This is a genomic window from Pseudosulfitobacter pseudonitzschiae (genome assembly GCF_900129395.1).
GTDB lineage: Bacteria > Pseudomonadota > Alphaproteobacteria > Rhodobacterales > Rhodobacteraceae > Pseudosulfitobacter > Pseudosulfitobacter pseudonitzschiae.
Genome location: NZ_FQVP01000005.1, coordinates 37325 through 58918 on the forward strand (window position 1 = coordinate 37325; position 21594 = coordinate 58918).

Consider the following 21594-nt stretch of genomic DNA (forward strand, 5'->3'; position numbering starts at 1 on the left):
TTGGTTTTTTAGTTTACGCAGCGTGGGTTGTCGCAGAGAGGAACCCGCGCAGTCGTTCGGATGAGGGCGCGCCGAACAATGTGTCGGGCGGCCCTTGTTCTTCGATCAGGCCCTGATGCAGGAACACGACGTGATCTGACACGTCAGCGGCCAGTTTCATGTCATGTGTCACGATCATCATGGTGCGGCCCTCGGTGGCCAGGTCCTTGATAACCTTGACGACTTCCTGTTCCAGCTCGGGGTCCAGCGCGCTGGTCGGCTCGTCGAACAGCAGCGCTTCGGGTTCCATGCAAAGGGCGCGGGCAATGGCGGCGCGCTGTTGCTGGCCGCCGGAAAGCTGGGCGGGATAGGCGTCGCATTTGTCACCGATGCCAACCTTGTCCAGATAGGCGCGTGCGGCGGCCTCGACGTCCTTGTGGTCGCGTTTCAGCACCGTGATTGGTGCTTCCATGACGTTTTGGAGGATCGTCATGTGGGCCCACAGGTTGAACTGTTGGAACACCATACTCAGGTTTGTGCGGATGCGCAAAACCTGGGCTGCATCGCTCGGACGGCGGCCATGACCGGTGCCGCGCCAGGTGACCGGTTCTCCCTTGAACAGAACTTCGCCTTGCTGGCTGTCTTCCAGCAGGTTGCAGCACCGCAACAGCGTGGATTTGCCAGAGCCGGACGAGCCGATCAGGCTGATCACATTGCCGCGCGGCGCGGAGATATCGACGCCTTTCAGCACTTCGAGCGCGCCGTAAGCTTTGTGAAGGTTCTGGATTTCGATGACCGGTGACGTGTCAGACAAGGGCAGGCCTTTTGGGCTCGGTTGGCAGGTTAGAGGGTATAAGGGACAAATTTTGTGCAGTTTGCAATGTGGATTTGCGTGCAAAGTGATCTGTCAGGTCCGGTTGACGCCAAGGCAACGGGCATATGCCGCGAAAGCGGGCGGTTGCTGTGGCAGCGGAATGGAGGTGCTGCCCTCCCGGCGCTGATACGCGAACTTCGGGATACTTTGGCCCAAAACAGCCTGTGAGGGCCGTCATGGGACGTGCGGACGCGTTTAGGTGCCGGTGACCTGTTGGCGCGCGATGGCGCTGTCGCGGTCGGTGACACCCAGCAGGTTGGCGGCGAGCCGCAACAAAGCGTCCTCTTCCTGCGCGCGTTCACCGTCGGCCAGAACGACGGTCCACATGGCCTCGATCACGCCAAGACGGTGCTCGTAAGGCACGGCGTCTTTTATCGCGCGGGTAAAGCGGACGGTGTCAGGGGCCTGTGATTCGAGTATCTCCGCGTCGCGGCGCAGGGTTGTGGCGGCACCGGGTGTCAGCCCGTAGCGGGCGGCGATCACACTGTCGATGGTGGCTTCTTCGCCGCTGTCATAACTGCCGTCAGACCGTGCGATCCGTACCAGAAGGGCGGTTAACGCAAGACGGGCGTCGGTGTCGGGCAGTTGGGCGGGCTCCGGCTGAATCAGCCGTTTGAGGAAATCAGCAAACATGGGATTGATATAGGCGGCGCCGCGACCAAGGCCAATGGCCGTTTCATCACCGACTAGTGACCGGGGGCGGCCCCTGTGGCCTCGGCCTGAATCACGGCACTGTCGGCATCGGTGATGCCTAGGGCCGCTTCGATCTCGTGCAGCGAAAGCTCTTCCGAAGTTTTGCGGCGTCCATCCGCCAGAACCACCTTCCACATGGACATGGCCAAGGACAGGCGATCCTCGTATCCGACCTCCTGGCGCAGGATGCGGGCGAATTCCTTTGTGCCCGGTGCATGTCGCTCCAGCGCTTCGCACGAGGCGCGCAGCTTTGCGGCCTCAAGCGGCTTCAGCCCGAAAGTGGCCTGCAGGATGCGGTCGATCTGGCTGACCTCCTCGACGGTATAGCTGCGGTCGGCCAGGGCAACGCGGACAAGCAGGGCGCCAAGCGCAAGCTGGGCATCGGGCTCGGGCAGGGGAGCCTGGTCACGGGGGCGGCGGGGGAAAAGACGATCAAACATGCGATGATCCTAGCCCAAGTCCGGTGGCGGACCAAAGCGCAAATTGTCCAATGCCAGCCCCTGATCATCGAAATTTGAAAGCACGAAGCCTGCAATGTCGGATGCGCCGTCGCTGCGGGAAAACCCGAAACTGTCCTCGCCCAGGGGACCCAGTTGCAGCGTGCCGAGGCTGGAGCCGTCGCGGCGCAGGAATTGCACCTGTGCGGTGCCGCCTTCGCCGCCGCGCAGATCAAAGGCCAAGGCAGGTTGGTCGCGGTCGAATTGCACGGCGATTGCCCCTTCGCCCTGGGCGTCGCGTTTGGGAAAGCCTGCGGTGCCATAGCCCACCAGAACCGTCCGCGCCGCCCCACCCATATGCACCAGCGCCAGATTCTGGCCCGGGTCGCCGGCAATCAGCACCAGCGGCGGCCCAAGGGCAGCGCCGGTCACGTTGTCGTGTGTGCCCATCGTGCCCAGGCTTTGCCCCGAGAACCGTTCGCCAAAACGCGCACCATTGAGTTCCAGCACCGTATCGTGATGGATGCCGGGACCAAAGCTGGCCGGTTGGTCGTCAAAGGTGATGATCCGTGTCAGCGCCAGGGTGTCGGGATCGACAACGCAGACGGGGGTGTCGCAGGCCGCGGCGGCGTCTGCCAGGACAAGTGCAGCGCAGGCGCTGCACCACAGGGATGTCCGCTTAGGGATCATAACCTTCGACAATCACCAGATTGCCTTCGGCGATGTCTTTGCGCAGGTCATAGGCGGCCCGGTAGGCGTCACTTTCATAGCAGGCGACGGCATCGGCATAGCTGGGGAATTCGATCACCACGGTGCGGCTGTTCCACGTGCCCTCGGGGTTGACCTGCTGGCCGCCGCGCACCACGAAACGCCCGCCATATTCCGCCAGCGGGGCGGCATTTGCAGCTTGGTATTTCTTGTAGCTTTCCACGTCGTGCACGATATTGTGTGCGATCCAGTATCCTTTGGCAGCCATGGGTCGGTCCTTAGTTCAGCGTATCAATGCGATCTTTCAGCCGTTTTGCCTCGGCGTCCAGACCGAAGGGCGGATTTATCACAAAAAGCCCCGAGCCGATCATGCCGTGGCCCGGACGTGCAGGGGGAAAGCGGACCTCGGCGCGCAGGGCGTCGGGATAGGTTTTCGACAGGGTTTTCAGCATCGGCACGTGCAGGGCCGAGGTCAGCACCGGATACCACAGCGCCACAATCCCCACGTTCCAGGCGCGGGTGAATTTGGCGATATGGCGGGGGATCTCGTCATAGTCGTCCTTGATCTCGTAGGACGGATCGATCAGCAGCAGTCCGCGGCGTGGCATGGGAGGCAGCAGGCTGTGTGCCATGTCGAACCCGTCGCGCTGGTGGCAGGTGACGGGATAGGGCGACATCGCATAGGTCAACGCGCCGTGTTCGCGCGGGTGCAGTTCGGCCAGGTGGATCGTATCGGCAGGGCGCAGCAGGCGCGCGGCGATCATCGGCGATCCGGGGTAGGTTTGCGGTCCGTCCTCGGCGCGGACCTGTTTCAGAACACGGGTAAAGGGGTGATCGGGCGCGAACCAGCTCTGCGCCCGTTGAATCCCCCGCGCGGCCTCGCCGGTCTTGCGTGCCTCGGCGGCGTCCAGATCATAGCTGGCGCGGCCTGCATGGGTTTCGATGTAGGACAGCGGTTTGTCCTTGCGGGTCAGATAGGCCAGCATCCATGCAAGCAGGCCGTGCTTGTGCACGTCCGCCATGTTTCCGGCGTGATAGATGTGTTGATAGCTCAGCATGAGCCCTTGTGCGGTATGCGCTTGCAGCGCGCAAGGCAGGGCGGACAGGGGTGCTGCGGAAAATGGCGGTGGATAACCATTTGTTCAGACCTTGGTGCGATGGTTTTGTCCTGCACTGTTGTAAATATTGGATAGGTCGATGAAAGATACCGTTTCTTCTCAACCCGAGGCGGAAGGCCCGGGGCTGACACGTGATGTGTTCTTCGCCGATATGATCGGCGAACTTGCGGGCGCCTTGGAAGAGGTGATCGGGCTTGAGGATGCCGCAGGTTTTGTTGCGATGGTTGGCAACCGGATCGGGGACGATCTGTCGGACCTCTATGCCGGTTTGCCCGACTTTCCGAGCGAAACACCCGAAGACATCGGGCGCATCTGCGTCGATCTCAAGGAAAAGATCAGCGGAACCTTTGCTCTGGAAGAGGCGACCGAGGATCGCCTGATTTTCACCAATTGCGACTGTCCTTTTGGCAAGCGGGTCGAGGGACGTCCGTCGCTGTGTATGATGACAACCAACGTATTTGGACGGATTGCCGCAAATGCCACAGGTTATGCGCGGGTGCATGTGTCTGAATCCATCGCGGCGGGGCACGCGCGTTGCCGCGTCGAATTGGGTTTGAAGCCTGATGAAAGCGCCAATGGTCACGAATTCTTCCGTTAATTCGGGGTCGCCAGTTGCACAGTTGCACGCTGTTTTCGCGCGCGCACCGGAACCGGTCATGCTGCTGTCAGAAGAGGGCGACGTTGTATATGCCAACGAACGGGCCCAGGCGCTGTTGACCGCGGGGCCCGAGGGGTCGGACGGCGGTTTGATCGGGGCCATAATCCCGCAACTTGGCGTGGTCCGACGCTCTTCTGTGACAATTCCCTTGCGTGTGACTTTGAAAACCGGCCCCGTCTGGTTCAAGGCGTGGCGCGTCCCGGGGGACAGTTTGGGCATGGATGGGGCAATGGCCATGTTGTTTGGCGATTCCTCTGGCGTCATGCGCAGCCGATTCATGGTCTTGCGCAACGAGGTGGCCAACATCGAATGCCTCCGCGCCCGTGACCTGAAGGTGGCCCAGCAACTCAAGACCGAGGCGCAACACCTACGCCGTCTGGTCACCACCGACCAATTGACCAACCTCACCACGGGGCAGGAACTGCGGCGCTCTGTGACCAAGGCGCTGCAAAGTGGCACCAAAACCGGTGCGTTGCTGTTCGCCGATCTCGACGGGTTCAAGGAAATCAACGACACCCATGGTCACAGAGCCGGGGATGCGGTGCTGGAACAGGTCGGCCAACGGTTGCTGGAACACAAGCGGTCCGATGACGTGTCGGCCCGTGTCGGCGGGGACGAATTCGCCTTTTGGATCGCCGATGTGGACGCCGCGATTGCCACGCGGATTGCCCACCGCCTGCGCCGCCAGATCGAGAGGCCGGTGTCGTGGCGCGCCCCGGACGGGCAGCGGTCGGACCTGGTGGTCGGCGCGTCCTTTGGCATCGCCTGCTATCCACAGGACGGCGCGGATTACGCGGCGCTTGCCGATGTTGCGGACGCGCGGATGTACACCAACAAACGCGACCGCAAGGCGCTGCACTCACACAGCGCCCCACGGTAAGGCGGGGCTCACTCCAGTCAGACCAGACGGCTGATCTCTTTCGCCGCGCGCACGAAATCCTTGAACAGGGGGTGCGGTGCAAAGGGTTTGGATTTCAGTTCGGGATGGAACTGTACACCGATGAACCACGGATGGTTCGGCCATTCCACGATCTCGGGCAGGCGGCCATCGGGCGACATGCCGCTGAACACCAGGCCGGCTTTTTCCAGCGGTTCGCGGTATTTCACATCCACCTCGTAGCGATGGCGGTGGCGTTCGTCGATGGTGGTGGTGCCATAGGCGATGGCGACTTTCGAGCCTTCTTTCAGCACCGCGTCATAGCTGCCCAGACGCATGGTGCCGCCCTTGTCGTCGCTGACCTTGCGCGTCACCTTGGCGTTGCCTTGCACCCATTCTTTCAGGTGATAGACCACCGGCTCGAACCGTTTCTTGCCCGCCTCGTGGTCGAATTCTTCCGATCCCGCGGTTTCGATCCCGGCGACGTTGCGCGCCGCCTCGATCACGGCCATCTGCATGCCCAGACAGATGCCCAGATAGGGCACATTGTTCTCGCGCGCGTATTGCGCGGCCTTGATCTTGCCCTCGGTGCCGCGTTCGCCAAAGCCGCCGGGCACAAGGATTGCGTGGAACCCATCCAGATGCGGCGCCACATCGGCCGATTTGTCGAACAGTTCGGCATCGACCCATTCGATCCGCACTTTGACGCGGTTGGCCATGCCGCCGTGCGTCAGCGCCTCGGCAATGGATTTATAGGCGTCTTCCAGCTGGGTATATTTGCCGACGATGGCCACTTTGACCTCGCCCTCGGGGTGGTGCACCCGGTCGGACACGTCCTGCCATGTGCTCAGGTCGGGGCGCGGTGCCGGGCTGATCTGGAAGGCGTCCAGAACCGCCTGATCCAGCCCCTGTTCGTGATAGGCCAGCGGCGCGTCATAGATGGTGGGCAGGTCATAGGCCGCCACAACTGCCTCTTTGCGCACGTTGCAGAACAGGGCGATTTTCTCGCGCTCTTTCTCCGGGATTGGCTGTTCGGACCGGCAGACCAGGATATCGGGCGCGATGCCGATGGATTGCAGCTCCTTGACCGAGTGTTGCGTCGGTTTGGTTTTCAACTCGCCCGAGGCCGCCAGATAGGGCAGCAGGGTCAGGTGCATGAAAATGCACTGGCCGCGGGGTTTGTCGTGGCTGAACTGGCGGATCGCTTCAAAGAAGGGCAGGCCTTCGATGTCACCCACCGTGCCGCCGATCTCGCACAGCATGAAATCAACCTCGTCATCGCCGATGTCGATGAAATCCTTGATTTCGTTGGTCACATGGGGAACCACCTGAATGGTCTTGCCCAGGTAATCGCCGCGTCGCTCTTTCTCCAGCACGGTGGAATAGATCCGCCCCGAGGATACGGAATCGGTTTGCCGCGCGGGCACGCCGGTGAACCGTTCGTAGTGGCCCAGGTCCAGATCGGTTTCGGCGCCGTCATCGGTGACAAAGACTTCGCCGTGTTCAAAGGGGGACATCGTGCCGGGGTCGACGTTCAGATAGGGATCAAGCTTGCGCAACCGGACGGAAAAGCCGCGTGCCTGTAACAAGGCCCCCAGTGCTGCCGACGCGAGTCCCTTGCCAAGTGAAGAGACCACACCGCCAGTGATGAAGATATAACGCGCCATGAGTTCGGATGCTCCCCGTGTTGCAAATGCGATTTTTGGATGGACCAAAACCACCAGAATCGGCTGCGATTTTCACAGCACCACGGGGCCTCAGTATAACAGAAGATTTCAGTGCAAGGCAAGCCATGCCGCAACATGATGTTGCAGCGCGGCATCTTGCCTCAAGGTATAGCGATTAAAGGGTCATTCGCCTGCGGGAACCAGGGGCGCTTCGGCGTCGCCCTGGGTGGGCGGTGTCAGACCTTCGGCGGGCGGGGTCAGCGGTGTGCTTTCCTGCGTTTCAGGTGCGGCGCCCAACCGGTCGATGACCGAGGTGCCTGCTGCCTTTTCTGCCGCGATGATGGTCAGGGTGATCGACGTGGCGATAAAGCCTGCTGCCAGAACCCATGTGATCTTGCCCAATGCCGTTGCGGCCGCGCGCCCGGTCATGGCACCGCCGCCGCCACCGCCCATACCCAGACCACCGCCTTCCGAGCGCTGAAGCAGCACTACGACAATCAGCCCGAAGGCCAGAATAAGGTGGATGATCAGGACGACGTTTTCCATGGATGCTCACGATGCTCACGTTCGGTTTTGCGGGTATCTATGCAAGTTTCGCAGGCGGGGCAAGGGTGCGTGGCCGGTAATGCGGATGGCGCTGGACAAATGGCCGGGGGCTGCGCCATTCTGCGGCCATGCCACATGACCACCATGACCACGATCACGCCCATGCCCTGCTGCCGCCGGACCCTGCTTTGCGGGTCAGGGCGCTGGAGACAATCCTGACCGAAAAGGGATTGATTGACCCTGCGGCGCTGGACGAAATCATCGACACCTATGAAAACCGCATCGGTCCGCGCAATGGGGCGCATGTGGTGGCGCGTGCATGGTCTGATCCCGCGTTTCGCACCGCCTTGTTGGAGGATGCGACGGCTGTGGTGTCCGAACTGGGCTATTACGGGCGGCAAGGTGAACATATGGTCGCGGTCGAGAACACGGATGCGGTCCACAACATGGTCGTCTGCACCCTGTGCAGCTGTTATCCGTGGCCGCTGTTGGGCATTCCGCCGGGCTGGTACAAATCCGATGCCTATCGCGCCCGCGCAGTGCGCGAGCCGCGCAAAGTGTTGGCCGATTTCGGTGTGACATTGCCCGAAACCACCGCCGTGCGGGTTTGGGATTCGACCGCCGAGGTGCGGTATCTGGTGATTCCTCAGCGCCCGGCGGGCACCGAAGGGATGGATGAGGCTGCGCTGATGGATCTGGTCACCCGCGACTCGATGATCGGCACCGGTCTGGCGTTGAACCCATGACCCGCGTTCATGACATGGGCGGGCGCTTTGGCGACGGCGCGGTCGTGCCAGAACCCGAAACCGAGGTGTTCCACGCCGACTGGCATCCGCGCGCGTTGGCGGTGACGCTGGCCTGTGGATCGCTGGGTCAGTGGAACATTGACACCAGCCGTCATGCCCGCGAACGGTTGGCACCCAAGGATTACGCAGCCTTCAGCTATTACGAAAAGTGGATGGCGGGGCTGGCCGATATGCTGGTGGAAAAGGGTGTGCTGACGCCCGAGGAACTGGCCAGCGGTCATGCCATGGGGACGTCGCCACTGGCCGAACGCAAGATGACGGCGGATGCGGTCGCGGGTGTTCTGGCGCGTGGCGGACCAGCGGACCGGCCTGCTCAGATCGCGCCAAGTTTTGCTGCCGGCGACGCGGTGCGCACGCGGCGGCACGCTGAAAACGCATTCGTTGATGGCGGCCACACCCGCTTGCCGGCCTATGCCGCCGGGGCGCAGGGACGTATCGTGCGTCTGCATGGTCACCATGTTCTGCCCGATGCGGCAGCGCACGGGTTGGGCGACCGGCCCGAGCCGCTGTATGCAGTGGCCTTTCCCGCATCAGAACTTTGGGCGCGTCCCGAGCATCCGCGCGACGAGGTGGTGCTGGACCTGTGGCAAAGCTATCTGGAGCCAGCGAGATGACACGCCCCGAACCGGTGTTCGAGGCGCCCTGGCACGCGCAACTTTTTGCACTGACGGTGCATCTGAATGAAGCGGGCCGCTTTGATTGGCCTGACTGGGCTGCGCGGTTTTCGGCCACATTGGCTGAACATGGCCTCGCACGGGAGCTAAACGGCGGCGATGACTATTTCGCAGCTTGGCTGGAAACGCTGGAAGCGCTGCTGGCCGAAAAAGGCTGGGCCGAAGCCACCGCCGTCGCCGAAATGCGCGATGCGTGGGAGGCGGCCTATCTGCGTACGCCACACGGTGATCCGGTGACGCTGGACGGCTGATCCTATTCGTCGATGTCGTCCACATCGGCCTGACCGGACAGGCGGCGGCGCACCAGGCTCCACGACAGGCCAATGCCCAGAACCGCACTGAGCGCCAGCAATCCCAGCCAGGTGTTGACGTTGGTGTTTTCCAGGCTCAGCAAGTTCAAATCATAGAGCACCCACAGCCCCGATCCCATCACCGCAAGCACCAGCGCCATTCCGAACCCACCGATGGAACGCAGCGTTGCACGCAAATAGATGATGTAGCCGATCAACAACAAAAGCCCTACCAGCACCGCGATCGACAGGTTCTTAGAACCATAGTCACGCGCCCACCGCACATAGTTGAACTCGGTCGGATTGTAGGTCAGGGCCAGCAGCACAAAAGCCGCCAGCCAGCGCAGGATAAAGCCCATCGCGGTCTCCGGTGTCTGGTTTCCACAGGAATTGCCCAAAACCGTCCCTTGTGTAAAGGGTGTTGGGTCAACATCATTTATCCAGAGTTAATTGCAGATATGCGGGTCTGGGTTTCAGTTTGTGGTTTCGCGCATGTGTCTGGCGGACTATACCGACTCCGGTTTGCAAACATAAAGGACCTGCATCATGGCCAATGTCGTCGTTGTCGGCGCCCAATGGGGTGACGAAGGAAAAGGCAAAATCGTCGATTGGCTCAGCGAGCGCGCCGACGTGATTGCACGCTTCCAGGGCGGGCATAATGCAGGTCACACGCTGGTGGTCGACGGGACAGTGTACAAATTGCATGCGCTGCCTTCGGGCGTGGTGCGCGGCGGGAAACTGTCCGTGATCGGCAACGGTGTGGTGCTGGACCCCTGGCATTTGGTCAAGGAGATCGCAGGCATCCGCGAGCAAGGTGTAACCATCACCCCCGAAACGCTGATGATCGCCGAGAACACGCCGCTGATCCTGCCGTTCCACGGTGAACTGGACCGCGCACGCGAAGGTCAGAATTCGGTCGCCAAGATTGGCACCACAGGGCGCGGCATCGGTCCGTGCTACGAGGACAAAGTGGGCCGCCGCGTGATCCGCGTGGCTGATCTGGCGGATAACGCGACGCTGGAACTGCGGGTGGACCGTGCGCTGGTGCACCACAACGCGTTGCGTGCGGGATTGGGGCTGGAGCCGGTGGACCGCGCCGACCTGCTGTCGCAACTGCGCGAGATTGCACCGCAAATCCTGCCCTTCGCCGCTCCGGTCTGGAAAGTGCTGAACGAAAAGCGCAAGGCGGGCAAACGCATCCTGTTCGAAGGGGCGCAAGGCGCGCTTCTCGACATCGATTTTGGCACCTATCCCTTTGTGACCTCGTCCAACGTGATCGCAGGGCAGGCGGCCACGGGGACCGGCATGGGCCCCGGTGCGATCAATTACGTGCTGGGCATCGTCAAAGCGTACACCACCCGCGTCGGCGAAGGCCCGTTCCCGACAGAACTGCTGGATGAAGATGGCCAGCGTCTGGGCGAGCGGGGCCACGAATTCGGCACCACCACGGGCCGCAAGCGCCGCTGTGGCTGGTTCGATGCCTGCCTGGTGCGCCAGACCTGTGCCACCAGCGGCGTTGACGGCATTTCGCTGACCAAGCTGGACGTGCTGGACGGTTTCGAAACGCTGAAAATCTGCGTGGGCTACGAGTTGGACGGCGAACGGATGGACTACCTGCCCACCGCCGCCGACCAACAGGCGCGCTGCACACCAATCTACGAGGAAATGCCGGGCTGGTCGGAATCGACCGAAGGCGCGCGCAGCTGGGCCGATCTGCCCGCCGAGGCGATCAAATACGTGCGCCGTGTCGAAGAGCTGATCGAATGCCCGGTGGCCTTGCTGTCCACCTCGCCCGAGCGCGAGGACACGATCCTGGTGCGTGATCCTTTTGCGGATTAAGGGGGCGATATGGCGCTAAGCTACAAAGCACGGCGGCGCTGGTCGCTGATCATCCTGCTGGTGGGGCTGCCGCTCTATGTGATCCTTGCGGTCAACATTGTGGCGCTGTTCGACCGGCCGTCGATCTGGGTCGAACTGCTGGTTTATGTGGGGCTTGGCGTCTTGTGGGCCTTCCCGCTCAAGGCCGTGTTCAAGGGGGTCGGGCAACCGGACCCCGACGCGGACCACGGCAGGGGCGACTGATGCAGGCGGCAGCGCCGATCCCGATCCTGCGCAGCTTTGACGAAGCCAAGGCGCGGGAATTCTACGTGGATTTCCTGGGGTTCGAGGTGGTGTTCGAGCACCGCTTTGCGCCCGACCTGCCGTTGTACATGAGCCTGCGCATGGGCGACTGCGAAGTGCACCTGTCCGAACATCATGGCGATGCAGCACCGGGTGCCGCGCTGCGCATCGGATTGCCGGATGTGGCGGCCTATGCCGCAGCACTGTGCGCCAAGAATTATGGTTTTGCCCGCCCGGGCGTCCAGCGGCAGCCTTATGGAATGGACGATATGAGCGTGGCCGATCCCTTCGGCAACCGCCTGATCTTTTGCACCCCCGTGCCGGACAGCTGACCCCAAATGCCAAAACGGCGGCCCCCCAGGCCCGCCGTTTCAGTCTCTTTCAGCTGTGGCAGTCAGCCTGCGGCGCGTTGGTCGGGGCGGAACCCGATATCGCCCGAGACAGCAAAGCGCCCGCCTTTGATCTTTTCGATCTTCCCGGCCCGGAGCAGTTGGCCAAAGGAACGCAGGCCGTCTTCGCGGCTAAAGTCGGTGCCGATCACCTGACGCACCTTGGTCATCAGCTGCGGACGCGAGAACTGGTCACGTTCTTCCACAAAAGCCAGGTAGGCGGCGGCGGCCTCCAACAGGTCGGGCAATTCATGCGCGCCCATGTCTTCGGCGAATTCGGCAAAGCTGTTTGTGGTGCTGCTGGTGTCCACAACGGCAACGGGCTGTTCCACGCGGCGCGGGCGCACCGGGGTGGTCAAGGCGGCCGGTTGAACGGCGTCAACACGCTGTTCGGCCACCAGTTTCAACGGCGCGGGGCGTTGCGTGTCAGGGCGACGGTCGCGGCCTGCGCCACGCAGTTCGGGACGGCGCGGTTTGACCACGTCGGCCAGGTCGGTCTGATAGGCGCGCACTTCCAGCGCATCCTCGGCCAGTTTGTCGCCGACAATACCATCGTCCGAATTCTTCGCAGCCACAGCCGCCCGCAGGTGGGCGAAGGCATCGCGGCGGCGCGCGCTTTCGGGTTCACCCATTTCGGCGTCGGTCTTGGCCATCAGGCGGGCCACATCACTGTCGTCTGCGGCGTCTTCCAGCTTGGCCGCAGCGGCACGGGCCACGTGGGCGGCGCGGGCTGCCTCGTCCTCGTCGGCTTCATCCTCGATCAGGCCTGCTTCGACATCGGCCAGTTCGCGCAACAGGGCGTCTTCATCCTCCTCCGAAAGCGAGGAGGTCTTGGCCGTCGCAGCGGGGGCGCTCAGGTCGTCCTCATCGTCGGCCATCTCTTCAAGATTGCCCTGCGCGATGGCGGCTTCCAGATCGGCGCGCTTGACCTTGACGATACGGGTGATGCGCGGGGCAGGGGCAGCGGCGTCTTCTGCGCTGTCCTCGTCCTCGACGATCATGATCTCTTCGTCGTCGTCATCCCCATCATCGCTGTCGTCAAAGAGGTTCATGTCGTCGGCGTCCGTATCGTCGCCGGACATGACCTGGTCTTCCGCGTCCTCTTCCGGGGATTCGCCGTCCAGACGGGCCAGGATCGCCGCCACGTCGCCGTCGTCCTCATCTTCGGCCACGGTCATGGTGTCGTCTTCGTCCAACGCGGCGCTTGCTTCGGCTGCGGCTTCGGCGATCACCTCTGACGCGGTGCTTTCACGGGCCGCGTCCTGCGCGTCATCTTCGTCCTGCGCCATCATTGCGTTCATCAGCGCATCGTCTTCAGCGGTTTGCGCGTCTTCGTCTTCGAAAGCGTCGTCTTCAAAATTCTCGTCCGCGTGGATGGCGTCGGACAGCAGTTCCTCGGCGTGTTCATCCTCGGAATAGTCGTCGTCCAGATCCTCGTCGTCAGCTTGCGACACCACGGCACGGATACGCTCAAGTTTGGCGGCGATGCTGTCGGCATGGGGGATCACGCGGTCGCGGGGTGTGCTTTCGACGGTTTCGGCCACGGCCATCGCGGCCTGTTCGTCTTCCTCGGCGTCAGCTTCTGCGGTGTCCCCGGTCGCGTCGGCAAAGAAGGCCTCGGCGGCGCTGTCTTCAAGGGGCTCTTCCACGGCCTGTGCGTCGGGCGCTGTGTGCAGCATGTCGCCTGCTTTGGCGTGGTCAAAAGCGTCGTCGATATCGTCACCCTGTTGGGTGTCCGCAACCGTGTTGTCGTCCTGCAGCTGGACCTCATCGGTTTCCGGGACCATGTCGGGGGCGACGTCTGGGGTGGCTTCAGTTTCTTTTGGTGCAGCCGGGGCAACAGGTGCAGCAGCGGCCGGTGCGGCTTGTTCCGCAGGTGCCGCTTCGGGTGCGGTGGCACTCAGGAAAATGCGGCCCTCGTTCATGCGCGCCTCGACGCGGCGGGCGATCTCGCGCTCTGCGATACGTGCCAGCATCTCGGCGTCGGGTTGCGGGGGTTCAGCACCAAAGTAACGGTCATCGCTGGCCAAATCGCGGAAATACTCCGCAATGGCTTTCATTGTGTGGAAAGAATCGTCAAACCCTTCCAACGTGCACGAGAAGGTGCCGTAGGAGACCGTTAAAATTTTATTGTTACTGATCATAATAGGCGTCCTCTGCGGTGCTGCAGGCTTGGGTATTGTTGAATGGCGCGGCCAAACAAGCCCGAATCTGTGCCCGGCACGGTATCATTTTAAGGCGACTTTGTGACTTGTTTCCAAATATGAGGCTAATACCGTGAAAGATGGCGTGATCGTTGAAAGTGCTGTGCCGGTGACATTGATCGGCGGCGGCGCAGGCAACCCCGCTGATGTGGCTTTCTCACGCGCGCTTGCCCCGGTCTGCGTGGCCGCTGATGGTGGCGCCATGCTGGCCCTTGAGGCGGGCGTCATGCCCGATGCAGTGATCGGCGATTTCGACAGTTTGCCCGAGGATATTCGTGCCCGGATTCCCCCGAAACAGCTTTATCACATTTCGGAACAGTCCAGCACCGATTTCGACAAGGCATTGCGCAATATTGCGGCACCTTTGGTGATTGCTGTCGGTTTTACAGGGGAACGGCTGGATCATCAACTGGCGGCTTTTCACGTGCTGGCCGCCCACAACGCGCGGCCTTGTATCATGCTGGGGGCGACCGAAGTGATCTTTCACTGCCCCGCCCAGGTGGATTTGCCCGTGGCTGAGGGCGATGTCGTATCATTGTTTCCGATGCAGAAAGTGTCGGGACGATCGACCGGGTTGGAATGGCCGATTGACGGGTTGGATTTTGACCCGATGCGCCTGATCGGCACGTCGAACCGCGCCACGGGAGCGGTTCAATTGTGGATGGACGGGCCAGGGATGCTGTGCATCGCGCCACGGCGCATTCTGCCGGAACTGGTTCAGGCACTGATCTAGGCGATCGGCGGCACCCGCATCTGCCGCCGCGCGACGCTGTGTTCGCGCAGCACCACGTAAAGACCCGCAGCGATTGTTATCACGATGCCGACCGTCGCCAGCCCGTTGGGCAGATCGCGGAACACCACGTATCCGATGGCCGTGGCAAAAGGGATCTCAAGGTATTGCATCGGCGCCAGCGTCGCCGAGGGCGCAAAGCGCAGCGACCATGTCATCATCAGGTGCGCCAATGTCCCGAACAGGCCGATGCCGATCAGCAACAACGCCTCGCGTCCGTCGGGCATGCGCATTGCCAGCCCCGCGACATCATCCGAGAATAGCCATAACAGCGGCGACATGATCGCAATTGCCATGGCACCCGACACCATTTGCAGGCCGACGGGGTCCGTTTCCTTGGCGATCTGACGAGTCACCAGCATGAACAGGGCAAAGGTCACCGCCACGAACAGGGGCCACAGTGCGGGCCACCCAACATTGGCAAAGCTGGGCTGCACCACCAGCATGGTCCCGCAAAAGCCGACGGCACAGGCGATCAGGCGGCGGGGCCCGACCTCTTCGCCCAGAACGAATTTGCCCAAAAGCAACATGATGAACGGCATGACAAAGGCAATCGCCACCGCATCGGCCAGGGGCAGATAGCGCAGGGCGGTGAACATGCCCCCGATGCCAGCAATGTGCAGCAACGTGCGGATGAACGTCAGCCGCAGCACGCGACCGCGCATTTTCCAGTGTCGTCCGGTCAGCCAGACCAGCGGGATCAGCACCAGCACCTGCACCAGAAAGCGGCACCACAGAAGCTGGCCCAGTGACAGCGACTGGCCAATGACCTTGGCCAACGAGTCGCCCATAGGCGCCACGATGCAAAAGCCGAGCATCAGCATGATGCCTAAGAGGGGACGGTCCTGATCCATGGCGGCACGCTAAGTCCGGCATTCGGGATTGGCAATTGCCGGTGCGCAAAATGTCAGCAGTTCGGGACGTTGACCGCCAGTCCGCCCAGAGAGGTTTCCTTGTACTTCTCGGACATGTCCGCACCGGTCTGGCGCATGGTCTCGATGCACGCGTCCAGCGGCACCAGATGGGTGCCGTCACCGCGCAGGGCCAGCGACGCGGCGCTGACCGCCTTGATCGCGCCCAGCCCGTTGCGCTCGATACAAGGCACCTGCACCAGCCCTTTGACCGGATCGCAGGTCATGCCCAGATGATGCTCCAGCGCGATCTCGGCGGCATTTTCGACCTGTTCCGGCGTGCCGCCCATCACCGCGCAGAGGGCGGCGGCAGACATGGCAGCGGCGCTGCCGACCTCGGCCTGACAGCCCGCTTCGGCGCCCGAGATCGAGGCGTTGTATTTCACCAGCCCACCGATGGCGGCAGCGGTCAGCAGAAAATCCTCGACATGTTTCTCGGACGCGCCCGGTACATGGTCGAGGTAATAGCGCAGCGTCGCAGGCAACACGCCAGCCGCGCCATTGGTGGGGGCGGTGACAACCTGACCACCGGCGGCGTTTTCCTCGTTCACCGCCATGGCATAGACGCTCATCCAGTCGTTGATCGTGTGCGGGGCCTGTTGGTTCATCCCGCGCTCGGCCTGCAACGCATCATGGATCGCCTTGGCGCGGCGCTTGACCTGCAAGCCGCCGGGCAGGATGCCGTCGGTGTTCAGCCCCCGGTCGATACAATCGTTCATCACCTGCCACAGCCGTGCCGTGCCGCGTTTCAGGTTGTCGGCCCCGCCACGCGATTCCTCGTTGGCACGTTTCATGCCCGCGATTGTCTTGCCCGAGGCGTGGGCCATCTCCAGCATTTCCTTGGCGGATTTGAAGGGAAACGGGACCGGCGCGCCCTCATCCGTGTCCTTGCCCGCGGCCAGTTCCTCTTCGGTCATCACGAAGCCGCCGCCGATGGAATAGAACACCTGCCGCAATGTGACGTCGCCCTGGGCATCGGTGGCCATCAGGATCATGCCGTTGGCGTGACCCTTTAACTGGGTGTCATAGTCGAATGCCAGATCACGCTTGGGATCGAACTTCAGCGGCGGCAAGCCCTCGGGGTGCAGCAGGTGCGTGCTGTCCAGATCGGCCAGCACCGCCTCGGCCTTGTCGTTGTCATAGGTGTCGGGGACAAACCCCGCGAGGCCCAGAATGGTGGCACGGTCGGTGGCGTGGCCGACGCCGGTGAAGGCCAGCGAGCCATGCAGCGACGCGCGCACACCGGCAAAATGGAAGGGCGAAGCGCGCATCATGTCCAGAAACCGCGCGGCGGCGACCATGGGCCCCATCGTGTGGGAGGACGAGGGGCCAATCCCCACTTTGAACATTTCGAAGACAGACAGGAACATTCAGGTGGCACTTCCATATGGTGGGGTGGGCGCGCGGGGCGCGGTGAAGGGCGTGTTGCCCAGACCTTCGGCACGCTCCAGCGTGGCACAGGCGGGCAGGGTCTCGACGCGCGCACAGGTGGCGTGCAGGGCGGGATAAGCGGACAGGTCGAACCAGCCGCGATCGGTGTCCTCAGGATAAAGGGCACACCAGCGCAGGCAACCCGCGATGTAGAAATCCAGCACAGTCGGTGCGGATGCTTGCCAGTCGGCGGCAGCATCGTCCAGCCTGTGCAGCTGGCCCACGATCTGTGTTTGCATGTGGCGGCGCAGGCGCGCCTGGTCGCGGCGGTCCGTGCCTGTGTATTTCTCGGGATAGAATGTCATGCGCAGGGCAGGGTGCAGGGTGTTGGCGACAAAAAACAGCCATTTCAGCCAGTTGCCACGTTGCGCGTCCTCGGGTGCAGGGCCAAGCCCGCCGTGGGTGTCGGCCAGCCACAGCACGATCGCACCTGTTTCGAACAGAACGCCATGCGGCGTTTCCAATGCGGGGATCAGCCCGTTGGGATTCAGCGCGCGATAGGCTGCTGTCTCCTGCGCACGGGTTGAACGGTCCACCAGCCGCGCCTCGTAGGGCAGGCCGGCATGGTCCAGCGCCAACCGCACGATCAGCGACGCATTGTCCGGGGCAAAGTGCAGCACATAGGTCATGGCCGCAGACATAGCGCCCGCGCGGCACAACATGCACGCCATTTGCGACGTATCATCAGCGAAAGCTGACGCGGGTGACCGGGGCAGGGCGACGGGATGCCGTCACGCCGGTCTATTCGCAGGAACAGCGTGGATGAGGCCCCTTCAAGGGTGCTCTGGCAGGCCCTGAGGCGCAGGAGGTCTTTGGCAGCCGACTGTGCCTTTGAACTCTGCCTTGGGTTGCAGCTTGCCGTATTGGATCACAATAAGGCCATAACTTTACACAATACTTTCTTATTTTTTCCCAAAGTCGCGGCCACTTTCGGGGCGGCCTTTCAGGGATGCCCACGCAGGTGCTGCAAGGATTGGCCTTTTGTAAACCAATGGAGCCAGGCACATGCCAAGCTATACGTTCGATGCTTATGGATTTGACACGATTACCACGACCGGTCCCGATCCGTTCGACTCGAACAACACCGGCAACTCGGATTCGGTTGCCAATGGTTCCACGATCAGGATCGACCCTTCTGCTGTCGCCAGCGATCTGGTCATGATCGATAACGACAGCACTTTTGAAGATGGCGACGGGCAACAAGAGCTGGCCGATCCCCTGACCCTGAACGGCACCCAGTTTTCACCCGGCACCAGCGTCGAGACCGAATATGCCTATGTCATCCGGCCGGTGGGTTCGACAGACCCGGGCGACAACATCACGATCTACGTCCTTGAATTCGACGGTGATGTTGTCGGCATCGCGTCGGACAAACGGCTGATCCCGGGGCAGGAATACAAGATTGTCTCGATCGCTTCGAACGACCCGACGATTGCCTATGCGGACATGGCGGTCTGTTTCCTGCGCGGCACGCTTATCGCTGTGCCCGATGGTGAACGTGCGGTTGAGGACATTCAGGTGGGCGATCTGGTGACAACCGTGGATGACGGTCCGCAAGAGGTGGTCTGGTGCGGGCGGCAAAAGGTCAGCGGTCAGGGCAACCTGGCACCGATCCGCATCGCCCGCGGTGCGTTGGGCAACAACCGTGATCTTTTCGTATCGCCGCAACACCGCATTCTGGTGGCCGCGGACTGGCTGGCGGGCGGGCAGGAGCATCTGGTGCCGGCCAAGGCGCTTGTCGGTCTGCCCGGTATTGGCATCTCACCGCGATACGTGGTGCATTACCATCACATCATGTGCGCGGCGCACCATCTGGTGCGTGCAAACGGCGCGATTGCGGAAACCATGCTGCCGGGGCCCGAGGCGCTCAGGGTGTTGGGACCGGTGGCACAAGAGGAAATCGCGGCAGTTGCAGGACCACCCGAGTCCATGCCGCCCGCACGCCCCTGCCTGCGGGTGGGACAGTGGCGGCGGATGCTGCGCCACGCTGAACGCGTGTCGCGGATCGCCCCGGTGATGGCCCATCCCGTGCCCTGAAACGACGATTGCCCATAGCACCCAAGACGCATCTTTCCTATAAGCAGCAGGAGACACCAACGGAGCTGCCACATGTCCGGAGAACTATCGCCCATCGACAAGGCAAAATTCGTCGCGGCCAAACGGGCTGCCGACTATGTCGAGGATGGAATGCGCGTGGGTCTGGGCACCGGCAGTACGGCTGCGTGGCTGGTGCGCTGCATCGGTGAAATGGTGCGCAACGACGGGCTGCGGATCAAGGGCGTTCCGACCTCGACCCGCACGGCGCAGCTGGCGCGCGAGGTGGGCATCGAGGTGATGTCGCTGGACGAGGCCAAGTGGCTGGACCTGACCATCGATGGCGCCGACGAATTCGATGGTGACCTGAACCTGATCAAGGGCGGCGGCGGAGCGCTCTTGCAGGAAAAGATCGTGGCTACGGCCAGCGACCAGATGGTCGTGATCGCCGACATTGGCAAAGAGGTCGAGACGCTGGGCGCGTTTCCCCTGCCCATCGAGGTGATCCCCTTTGGCTGGCAGACCACGCAGGCGCTGGTCGAGGAAACGCTGATCTCGATGGATGTGTTGGGGCGGTCTTCGTCGCTGCGCATGAACGGCGCGCGGCCTTTCATCACCGACGAAGGCAACCACATTCTGGATCTGCACCTGCATCGCATCGGCAATGCGCGGCAGCTTTCGCTGGTGCTGAACCAGATGCCCGGCGTTGTCGAAAACGGGCTGTTCATCGATATCTGTGACGCGGTTGTGATCGGCTATGGCGATGGACGGGTCGAGGTGCGCGACATAAATGAAGGTACGATCGAACAGGACCGTCTGGACTTTGTCGAGACGGACAACCTGTTCTCGGACCTTGCAGACTAATTTTAGGGGCGCGCTTTCATGGCATCTTCATACGACTTTGATCTTTTTGTAATCGGCGGCGGTTCGGGCGGCGTGCGTGCGGCGCGCGTGGCGGCGGGCGACGGCGTCAAGGTCGGGCTGGCCGAGGAAAGCCGCTATGGCGGGACCTGCGTGATCCGCGGTTGCGTACCGAAAAAGCTGATGGTTTTTGCCAGCGAATACCGCGACACGGTGCGCGATGCTTCGGCCTATGGCTGGGACCTGCAGGAGGGACCGTTCGAATGGCTGGTGTTCCAGAAACGCCTGAACACTGAACTGGACCGGCTTGAAGACGTGTATCGCAACCTGCTGGCCAATTCCGGGGTGGAAACTTTCGACTGCCGCGCCACGCTGAAGGACAAGCACACCGTCGTGTTGTCCAACGGCGAGGAAAAGACAGCCAAGACCATTCTGATCGCCACCGGCGGGCGCCCGGTACGCCCGGATCTGCCCAATGCCGATCTGGGCATCGTCAGCGATGACATCTTCCATCTGGAAAAGCTGCCCAAGTCGATCCTGATCATCGGCGGCGGCTATATCGCCTGCGAATTCGCCTGTATCCTGCACGGGTTGGGTGTCGAAGTGACGCAATATTACCGCGGTGCACAAATCCTGCGCGGCTTTGATGACGAGGCACGCGGACTGGTGGCCGAGGCCATGCGTGAACGGGGCATCGACCTGCGCGTGGGCACCAACATCGTCGAGATGTGCCCCGACACCGAAGAACACGCACCACACGTGGGCTCGGACGCCGCAATGGGGGCCGACGCCCAGCAAAGCGCCGAGATCGCCAACCGCAAGACCAGCCCCGAAGCAGGCACGCGCGGCGGGCCGATCCGGGTGAAATCGACCACAGGCGGGGAAAAGGTCTTTGACGTGGTGTTCTTTGCCACGGGCCGCGCACCGAACACCCACGGCATGGGGCTGGAAGAGGCTGGCGTGAAGCTGGGCCGGGGCCAGCAGATTCTGGTGGACGAATATTCCCGGACCGACGTGGACAACATCTATGCCATTGGCGATGTGACCGACCGCGTGAACCTGACGCCGGTTGCGATCCGTGAAGGCATGGCCTTTGTCGAGACCGTGTACCGCGACAACCCGACGCCGGTGGATCACGATCTGATCCCGTCCGCGATCTTCACACAGCCCGAAATGGGCACCATCGGCCTGAGCGAAGAAGCCGCCGCCGAGCAGGAAGAGATCGAGATTTACGCCTCAAGTTTCCGGCCCATGCAGACAGCATTTGCCAAACGCGACGACCGGGTGCTGATGAAACTGATCGTGTCCAAGAAAACGCGGGTGATTTTGGGATGTCATATCGTCGCGCCCAATGCCGGTGAAATGATCCAGCTTGCGGGCATCGCGATCAAGATGGGCGCAACAAAGGAAGACTTTGACCGCGTGTGCGCCGTGCATCCGACCATGTCCGAGGAAATCGTGACAATGCGGACACCGACACGCACTGCTTGAATTCTCAAGTAAAATACACAGTTAATGATTTGATG

Annotated in this window: 25 protein-coding genes; 12 read left to right on the forward strand and 13 right to left on the reverse strand. The window is 62.1% G+C overall.

Features of this window, described 5'->3' with window-relative positions; all coding sequences use genetic code 11:
• Nucleotides 1-13: 13 nt before the first annotated feature.
• The 6 genes from BUC08_RS14760 to BUC08_RS14785 all read right to left on the reverse strand — a co-directional run bounded on the left by BUC08_RS14760 (nt 14) and on the right by BUC08_RS14785 (nt 3749).
• The gene (locus BUC08_RS14760) at nt 14-793 is read right to left on the reverse strand and encodes an ABC transporter ATP-binding protein (protein ID WP_037926197.1); all 780 of its coding nucleotides are present in this window, start codon (nt 791-793) and stop codon (nt 14-16) included.
• 255 nt (nt 794-1048) lie between these two features.
• Nucleotides 1049-1486: a tellurite resistance TerB family protein gene (locus tag BUC08_RS14765; RefSeq protein WP_037926191.1), complete on the reverse strand. Its 438-nt coding sequence runs from the start codon at nt 1484-1486 to the stop codon at nt 1049-1051.
• A gap of 53 nt (nt 1487-1539) precedes the next feature.
• Nucleotides 1540-1986, reverse strand: coding sequence for a tellurite resistance TerB family protein (locus BUC08_RS14770; RefSeq protein ID WP_037926184.1), 447 nt, complete (start codon nt 1984-1986; stop codon nt 1540-1542).
• A 9-nt stretch (nt 1987-1995) separates the two neighbouring features.
• Nucleotides 1996-2673, reverse strand: coding sequence for a hypothetical protein (locus tag BUC08_RS14775; protein WP_051694325.1), 678 nt, complete (start codon nt 2671-2673; stop codon nt 1996-1998).
• Nucleotides 2663-2959, reverse strand: coding sequence for a DUF1330 domain-containing protein (locus tag BUC08_RS14780; protein ID WP_037926172.1), 297 nt, complete (start codon nt 2957-2959; stop codon nt 2663-2665). Before BUC08_RS14780 ends, BUC08_RS14775 begins: the two co-directional genes overlap by 11 nt.
• A 10-nt stretch (nt 2960-2969) precedes the next feature.
• On the reverse strand, nt 2970-3749 hold the full coding sequence (locus tag BUC08_RS14785; protein ID WP_037926170.1) for a 23S rRNA (adenine(2030)-N(6))-methyltransferase RlmJ: 780 nt from the start codon (nt 3747-3749) through the stop codon (nt 2970-2972).
• Between the two features lie 139 nt (nt 3750-3888).
• Here BUC08_RS14785 and BUC08_RS14790 point away from each other — a divergent pair, with 139 nt between their 5' ends.
• Both BUC08_RS14790 and BUC08_RS14795 read left to right on the forward strand, forming a co-directional pair.
• Complete coding sequence (locus BUC08_RS14790) at nt 3889-4407, forward strand: methanogen output domain 1-containing protein (RefSeq protein ID WP_037926168.1); 519 nt, start codon at nt 3889-3891, stop codon at nt 4405-4407.
• Nucleotides 4408-4465: 58 nt separating this feature from the next.
• The gene (locus BUC08_RS14795; protein WP_051694322.1) at nt 4466-5347 is read left to right on the forward strand and encodes a GGDEF domain-containing protein; all 882 of its coding nucleotides are present in this window, start codon (nt 4466-4468) and stop codon (nt 5345-5347) included.
• 17 nt (nt 5348-5364) lie between these two features.
• Here the strand turns inward: BUC08_RS14795 and BUC08_RS14800 are convergent, their stop codons facing one another.
• Together BUC08_RS14800 and secG are read right to left on the reverse strand one after the other, a co-directional pair.
• Nucleotides 5365-7011, reverse strand: a complete 1647-nt coding sequence (locus tag BUC08_RS14800; protein ID WP_037926166.1) for a CTP synthase — start codon at nt 7009-7011, stop codon at nt 5365-5367.
• A 183-nt stretch (nt 7012-7194) separates the two neighbouring features.
• A complete protein-coding gene (gene secG, locus BUC08_RS14805) occupies nt 7195-7557 on the reverse strand; it encodes a preprotein translocase subunit SecG (protein WP_037926163.1) in 363 nt (120 codons plus the stop codon).
• A 128-nt stretch (nt 7558-7685) separates the two neighbouring features.
• On the opposite strand from secG, the gene nthA reads away from it, so the two are divergent.
• From nthA to BUC08_RS14820, 3 genes are read left to right on the forward strand one after another with little or no spacing between them, the layout of a single operon-like run.
• Complete coding sequence (nthA, locus tag BUC08_RS14810; protein WP_037926160.1) at nt 7686-8303, forward strand: nitrile hydratase subunit alpha; 618 nt, start codon at nt 7686-7688, stop codon at nt 8301-8303.
• Nucleotides 8300-8977 (forward strand): nitrile hydratase subunit beta, encoded by a 678-nt coding sequence (nthB, locus tag BUC08_RS14815; RefSeq protein WP_037926158.1) that lies wholly within the window; start codon nt 8300-8302, stop codon nt 8975-8977. The genes nthA and nthB overlap by 4 nt, the downstream gene beginning before the upstream one ends.
• Nucleotides 8974-9288 carry a nitrile hydratase accessory protein gene (locus BUC08_RS14820; protein ID WP_037926154.1) on the forward strand — a complete coding sequence of 105 codons (315 nt, stop codon included), beginning with the start codon at nt 8974-8976 and terminating at the stop codon, nt 9286-9288. The genes nthB and BUC08_RS14820 overlap by 4 nt, the downstream gene beginning before the upstream one ends.
• A gap of 2 nt (nt 9289-9290) precedes the next feature.
• Here BUC08_RS14820 and BUC08_RS14825 read toward each other — a convergent pair whose 3' ends face one another.
• Nucleotides 9291-9686: a DUF6524 family protein gene (locus tag BUC08_RS14825; protein ID WP_037926152.1), complete on the reverse strand. Its 396-nt coding sequence runs from the start codon at nt 9684-9686 to the stop codon at nt 9291-9293.
• Between the two features lie 187 nt (nt 9687-9873).
• Between BUC08_RS14825 and BUC08_RS14830 the strand changes: the two genes are divergently transcribed.
• From BUC08_RS14830 to BUC08_RS14840, 3 genes are read left to right on the forward strand one after another with little or no spacing between them, the layout of a single operon-like run.
• Entirely contained in the window at nt 9874-11166 is a 1293-nt protein-coding gene (locus tag BUC08_RS14830; protein WP_037926150.1) for an adenylosuccinate synthase, read from the forward strand.
• A 9-nt stretch (nt 11167-11175) separates the two neighbouring features.
• A complete protein-coding gene (locus BUC08_RS14835; RefSeq protein WP_037926148.1) occupies nt 11176-11409 on the forward strand; it encodes a DUF2842 domain-containing protein in 234 nt (77 codons plus the stop codon).
• Complete coding sequence (locus tag BUC08_RS14840) at nt 11409-11780, forward strand: glyoxalase superfamily protein (protein ID WP_037926145.1); 372 nt, start codon at nt 11409-11411, stop codon at nt 11778-11780. Before BUC08_RS14835 ends, BUC08_RS14840 begins: the two co-directional genes overlap by 1 nt.
• Nucleotides 11781-11842: 62 nt before the next feature.
• Here the strand turns inward: BUC08_RS14840 and BUC08_RS14845 are convergent, their stop codons facing one another.
• Entirely contained in the window at nt 11843-13981 is a 2139-nt protein-coding gene (locus BUC08_RS14845) for a hypothetical protein (RefSeq protein ID WP_037926143.1), read from the reverse strand.
• Nucleotides 13982-14114: 133 nt separating this feature from the next.
• On the opposite strand from BUC08_RS14845, the gene BUC08_RS14850 reads away from it, so the two are divergent.
• Nucleotides 14115-14774, forward strand: a complete 660-nt coding sequence (locus tag BUC08_RS14850; RefSeq protein ID WP_037926141.1) for a thiamine diphosphokinase — start codon at nt 14115-14117, stop codon at nt 14772-14774.
• On the opposite strand, the gene BUC08_RS14855 is transcribed toward BUC08_RS14850, so the two are convergent.
• Genes BUC08_RS14855 through BUC08_RS14865 form a run of 3 tightly spaced genes read right to left on the reverse strand, consistent with a single transcriptional unit; the run spans nt 14771 to nt 17802 of the window.
• Nucleotides 14771-15685 carry a DMT family transporter gene (locus BUC08_RS14855; RefSeq protein WP_037926139.1) on the reverse strand — a complete coding sequence of 305 codons (915 nt, stop codon included), beginning with the start codon at nt 15683-15685 and terminating at the stop codon, nt 14771-14773. The two genes, BUC08_RS14850 and BUC08_RS14855, sit on opposite strands and share 4 nt — an antisense overlap.
• Before the next feature lie 53 nt (nt 15686-15738).
• A complete protein-coding gene (locus BUC08_RS14860; protein WP_037926136.1) occupies nt 15739-17112 on the reverse strand; it encodes an L-serine ammonia-lyase in 1374 nt (457 codons plus the stop codon).
• Nucleotides 17113-17802 (reverse strand): glutathione S-transferase family protein, encoded by a 690-nt coding sequence (locus BUC08_RS14865; RefSeq protein ID WP_037926421.1) that lies wholly within the window; start codon nt 17800-17802, stop codon nt 17113-17115.
• A gap of 376 nt (nt 17803-18178) precedes the next feature.
• On the opposite strand from BUC08_RS14865, the gene BUC08_RS14870 reads away from it, so the two are divergent.
• The 3 genes from BUC08_RS14870 to BUC08_RS14880 all read left to right on the forward strand — a co-directional run bounded on the left by BUC08_RS14870 (nt 18179) and on the right by BUC08_RS14880 (nt 21559).
• Nucleotides 18179-19210, forward strand: coding sequence for a Hint domain-containing protein (locus BUC08_RS14870; protein WP_051694320.1), 1032 nt, complete (start codon nt 18179-18181; stop codon nt 19208-19210).
• 72 nt (nt 19211-19282) lie between these two features.
• A complete protein-coding gene (gene rpiA, locus BUC08_RS14875; protein WP_037926133.1) occupies nt 19283-20071 on the forward strand; it encodes a ribose-5-phosphate isomerase RpiA in 789 nt (262 codons plus the stop codon).
• An 18-nt stretch (nt 20072-20089) separates the two neighbouring features.
• Nucleotides 20090-21559, forward strand: coding sequence for an FAD-dependent oxidoreductase (locus BUC08_RS14880; protein ID WP_037926130.1), 1470 nt, complete (start codon nt 20090-20092; stop codon nt 21557-21559).
• Nucleotides 21560-21594: the final 35 nt, after the last annotated feature.

What these genes read in the sequence shown, in the direction of transcription:
- BUC08_RS14825 (WP_037926152.1), bottom strand. Translation starts at nt 9,686, where the DNA reads ATGGGCTTTATCCTGCGCTGGCTGGCGGCTTTTGTGCTGCTGGCCCTG.
- BUC08_RS14765 (WP_037926191.1), bottom strand. Translation starts at nt 1,486, where the DNA reads ATGTTTGCTGATTTCCTCAAACGGCTGATTCAGCCGGAGCCCGCCCAA.
- nthB (WP_037926158.1), top strand. Translation starts at nt 8,300, where the DNA reads ATGACCCGCGTTCATGACATGGGCGGGCGCTTTGGCGACGGCGCGGTC.
- rpiA (WP_037926133.1), top strand. Translation starts at nt 19,283, where the DNA reads ATGTCCGGAGAACTATCGCCCATCGACAAGGCAAAATTCGTCGCGGCC.
- BUC08_RS14785 (WP_037926170.1), bottom strand. Translation starts at nt 3,749, where the DNA reads ATGCTGAGCTATCAACACATCTATCACGCCGGAAACATGGCGGACGTG.
- BUC08_RS14770 (WP_037926184.1), bottom strand. Translation starts at nt 1,986, where the DNA reads ATGTTTGATCGTCTTTTCCCCCGCCGCCCCCGTGACCAGGCTCCCCTG.
- BUC08_RS14840 (WP_037926145.1), top strand. Translation starts at nt 11,409, where the DNA reads ATGCAGGCGGCAGCGCCGATCCCGATCCTGCGCAGCTTTGACGAAGCC.
- BUC08_RS14800 (WP_037926166.1), bottom strand. Translation starts at nt 7,011, where the DNA reads ATGGCGCGTTATATCTTCATCACTGGCGGTGTGGTCTCTTCACTTGGC.
- BUC08_RS14845 (WP_037926143.1), bottom strand. Translation starts at nt 13,981, where the DNA reads ATGATCAGTAACAATAAAATTTTAACGGTCTCCTACGGCACCTTCTCG.
- BUC08_RS14855 (WP_037926139.1), bottom strand. Translation starts at nt 15,685, where the DNA reads ATGGATCAGGACCGTCCCCTCTTAGGCATCATGCTGATGCTCGGCTTT.
- BUC08_RS14780 (WP_037926172.1), bottom strand. Translation starts at nt 2,959, where the DNA reads ATGGCTGCCAAAGGATACTGGATCGCACACAATATCGTGCACGACGTG.
- BUC08_RS14865 (WP_037926421.1), bottom strand. Translation starts at nt 17,802, where the DNA reads ATGACCTATGTGCTGCACTTTGCCCCGGACAATGCGTCGCTGATCGTG.
- BUC08_RS14880 (WP_037926130.1), top strand. Translation starts at nt 20,090, where the DNA reads ATGGCATCTTCATACGACTTTGATCTTTTTGTAATCGGCGGCGGTTCG.
- BUC08_RS14830 (WP_037926150.1), top strand. Translation starts at nt 9,874, where the DNA reads ATGGCCAATGTCGTCGTTGTCGGCGCCCAATGGGGTGACGAAGGAAAA.
- BUC08_RS14795 (WP_051694322.1), top strand. Translation starts at nt 4,466, where the DNA reads ATGCTGCTGTCAGAAGAGGGCGACGTTGTATATGCCAACGAACGGGCC.
- nthA (WP_037926160.1), top strand. Translation starts at nt 7,686, where the DNA reads ATGCCACATGACCACCATGACCACGATCACGCCCATGCCCTGCTGCCG.
- BUC08_RS14820 (WP_037926154.1), top strand. Translation starts at nt 8,974, where the DNA reads ATGACACGCCCCGAACCGGTGTTCGAGGCGCCCTGGCACGCGCAACTT.
- BUC08_RS14860 (WP_037926136.1), bottom strand. Translation starts at nt 17,112, where the DNA reads ATGTTCCTGTCTGTCTTCGAAATGTTCAAAGTGGGGATTGGCCCCTCG.
- BUC08_RS14790 (WP_037926168.1), top strand. Translation starts at nt 3,889, where the DNA reads ATGAAAGATACCGTTTCTTCTCAACCCGAGGCGGAAGGCCCGGGGCTG.
- BUC08_RS14870 (WP_051694320.1), top strand. Translation starts at nt 18,179, where the DNA reads ATGCCAAGCTATACGTTCGATGCTTATGGATTTGACACGATTACCACG.
- secG (WP_037926163.1), bottom strand. Translation starts at nt 7,557, where the DNA reads ATGGAAAACGTCGTCCTGATCATCCACCTTATTCTGGCCTTCGGGCTG.
- BUC08_RS14835 (WP_037926148.1), top strand. Translation starts at nt 11,176, where the DNA reads ATGGCGCTAAGCTACAAAGCACGGCGGCGCTGGTCGCTGATCATCCTG.
- BUC08_RS14775 (WP_051694325.1), bottom strand. Translation starts at nt 2,673, where the DNA reads ATGATCCCTAAGCGGACATCCCTGTGGTGCAGCGCCTGCGCTGCACTT.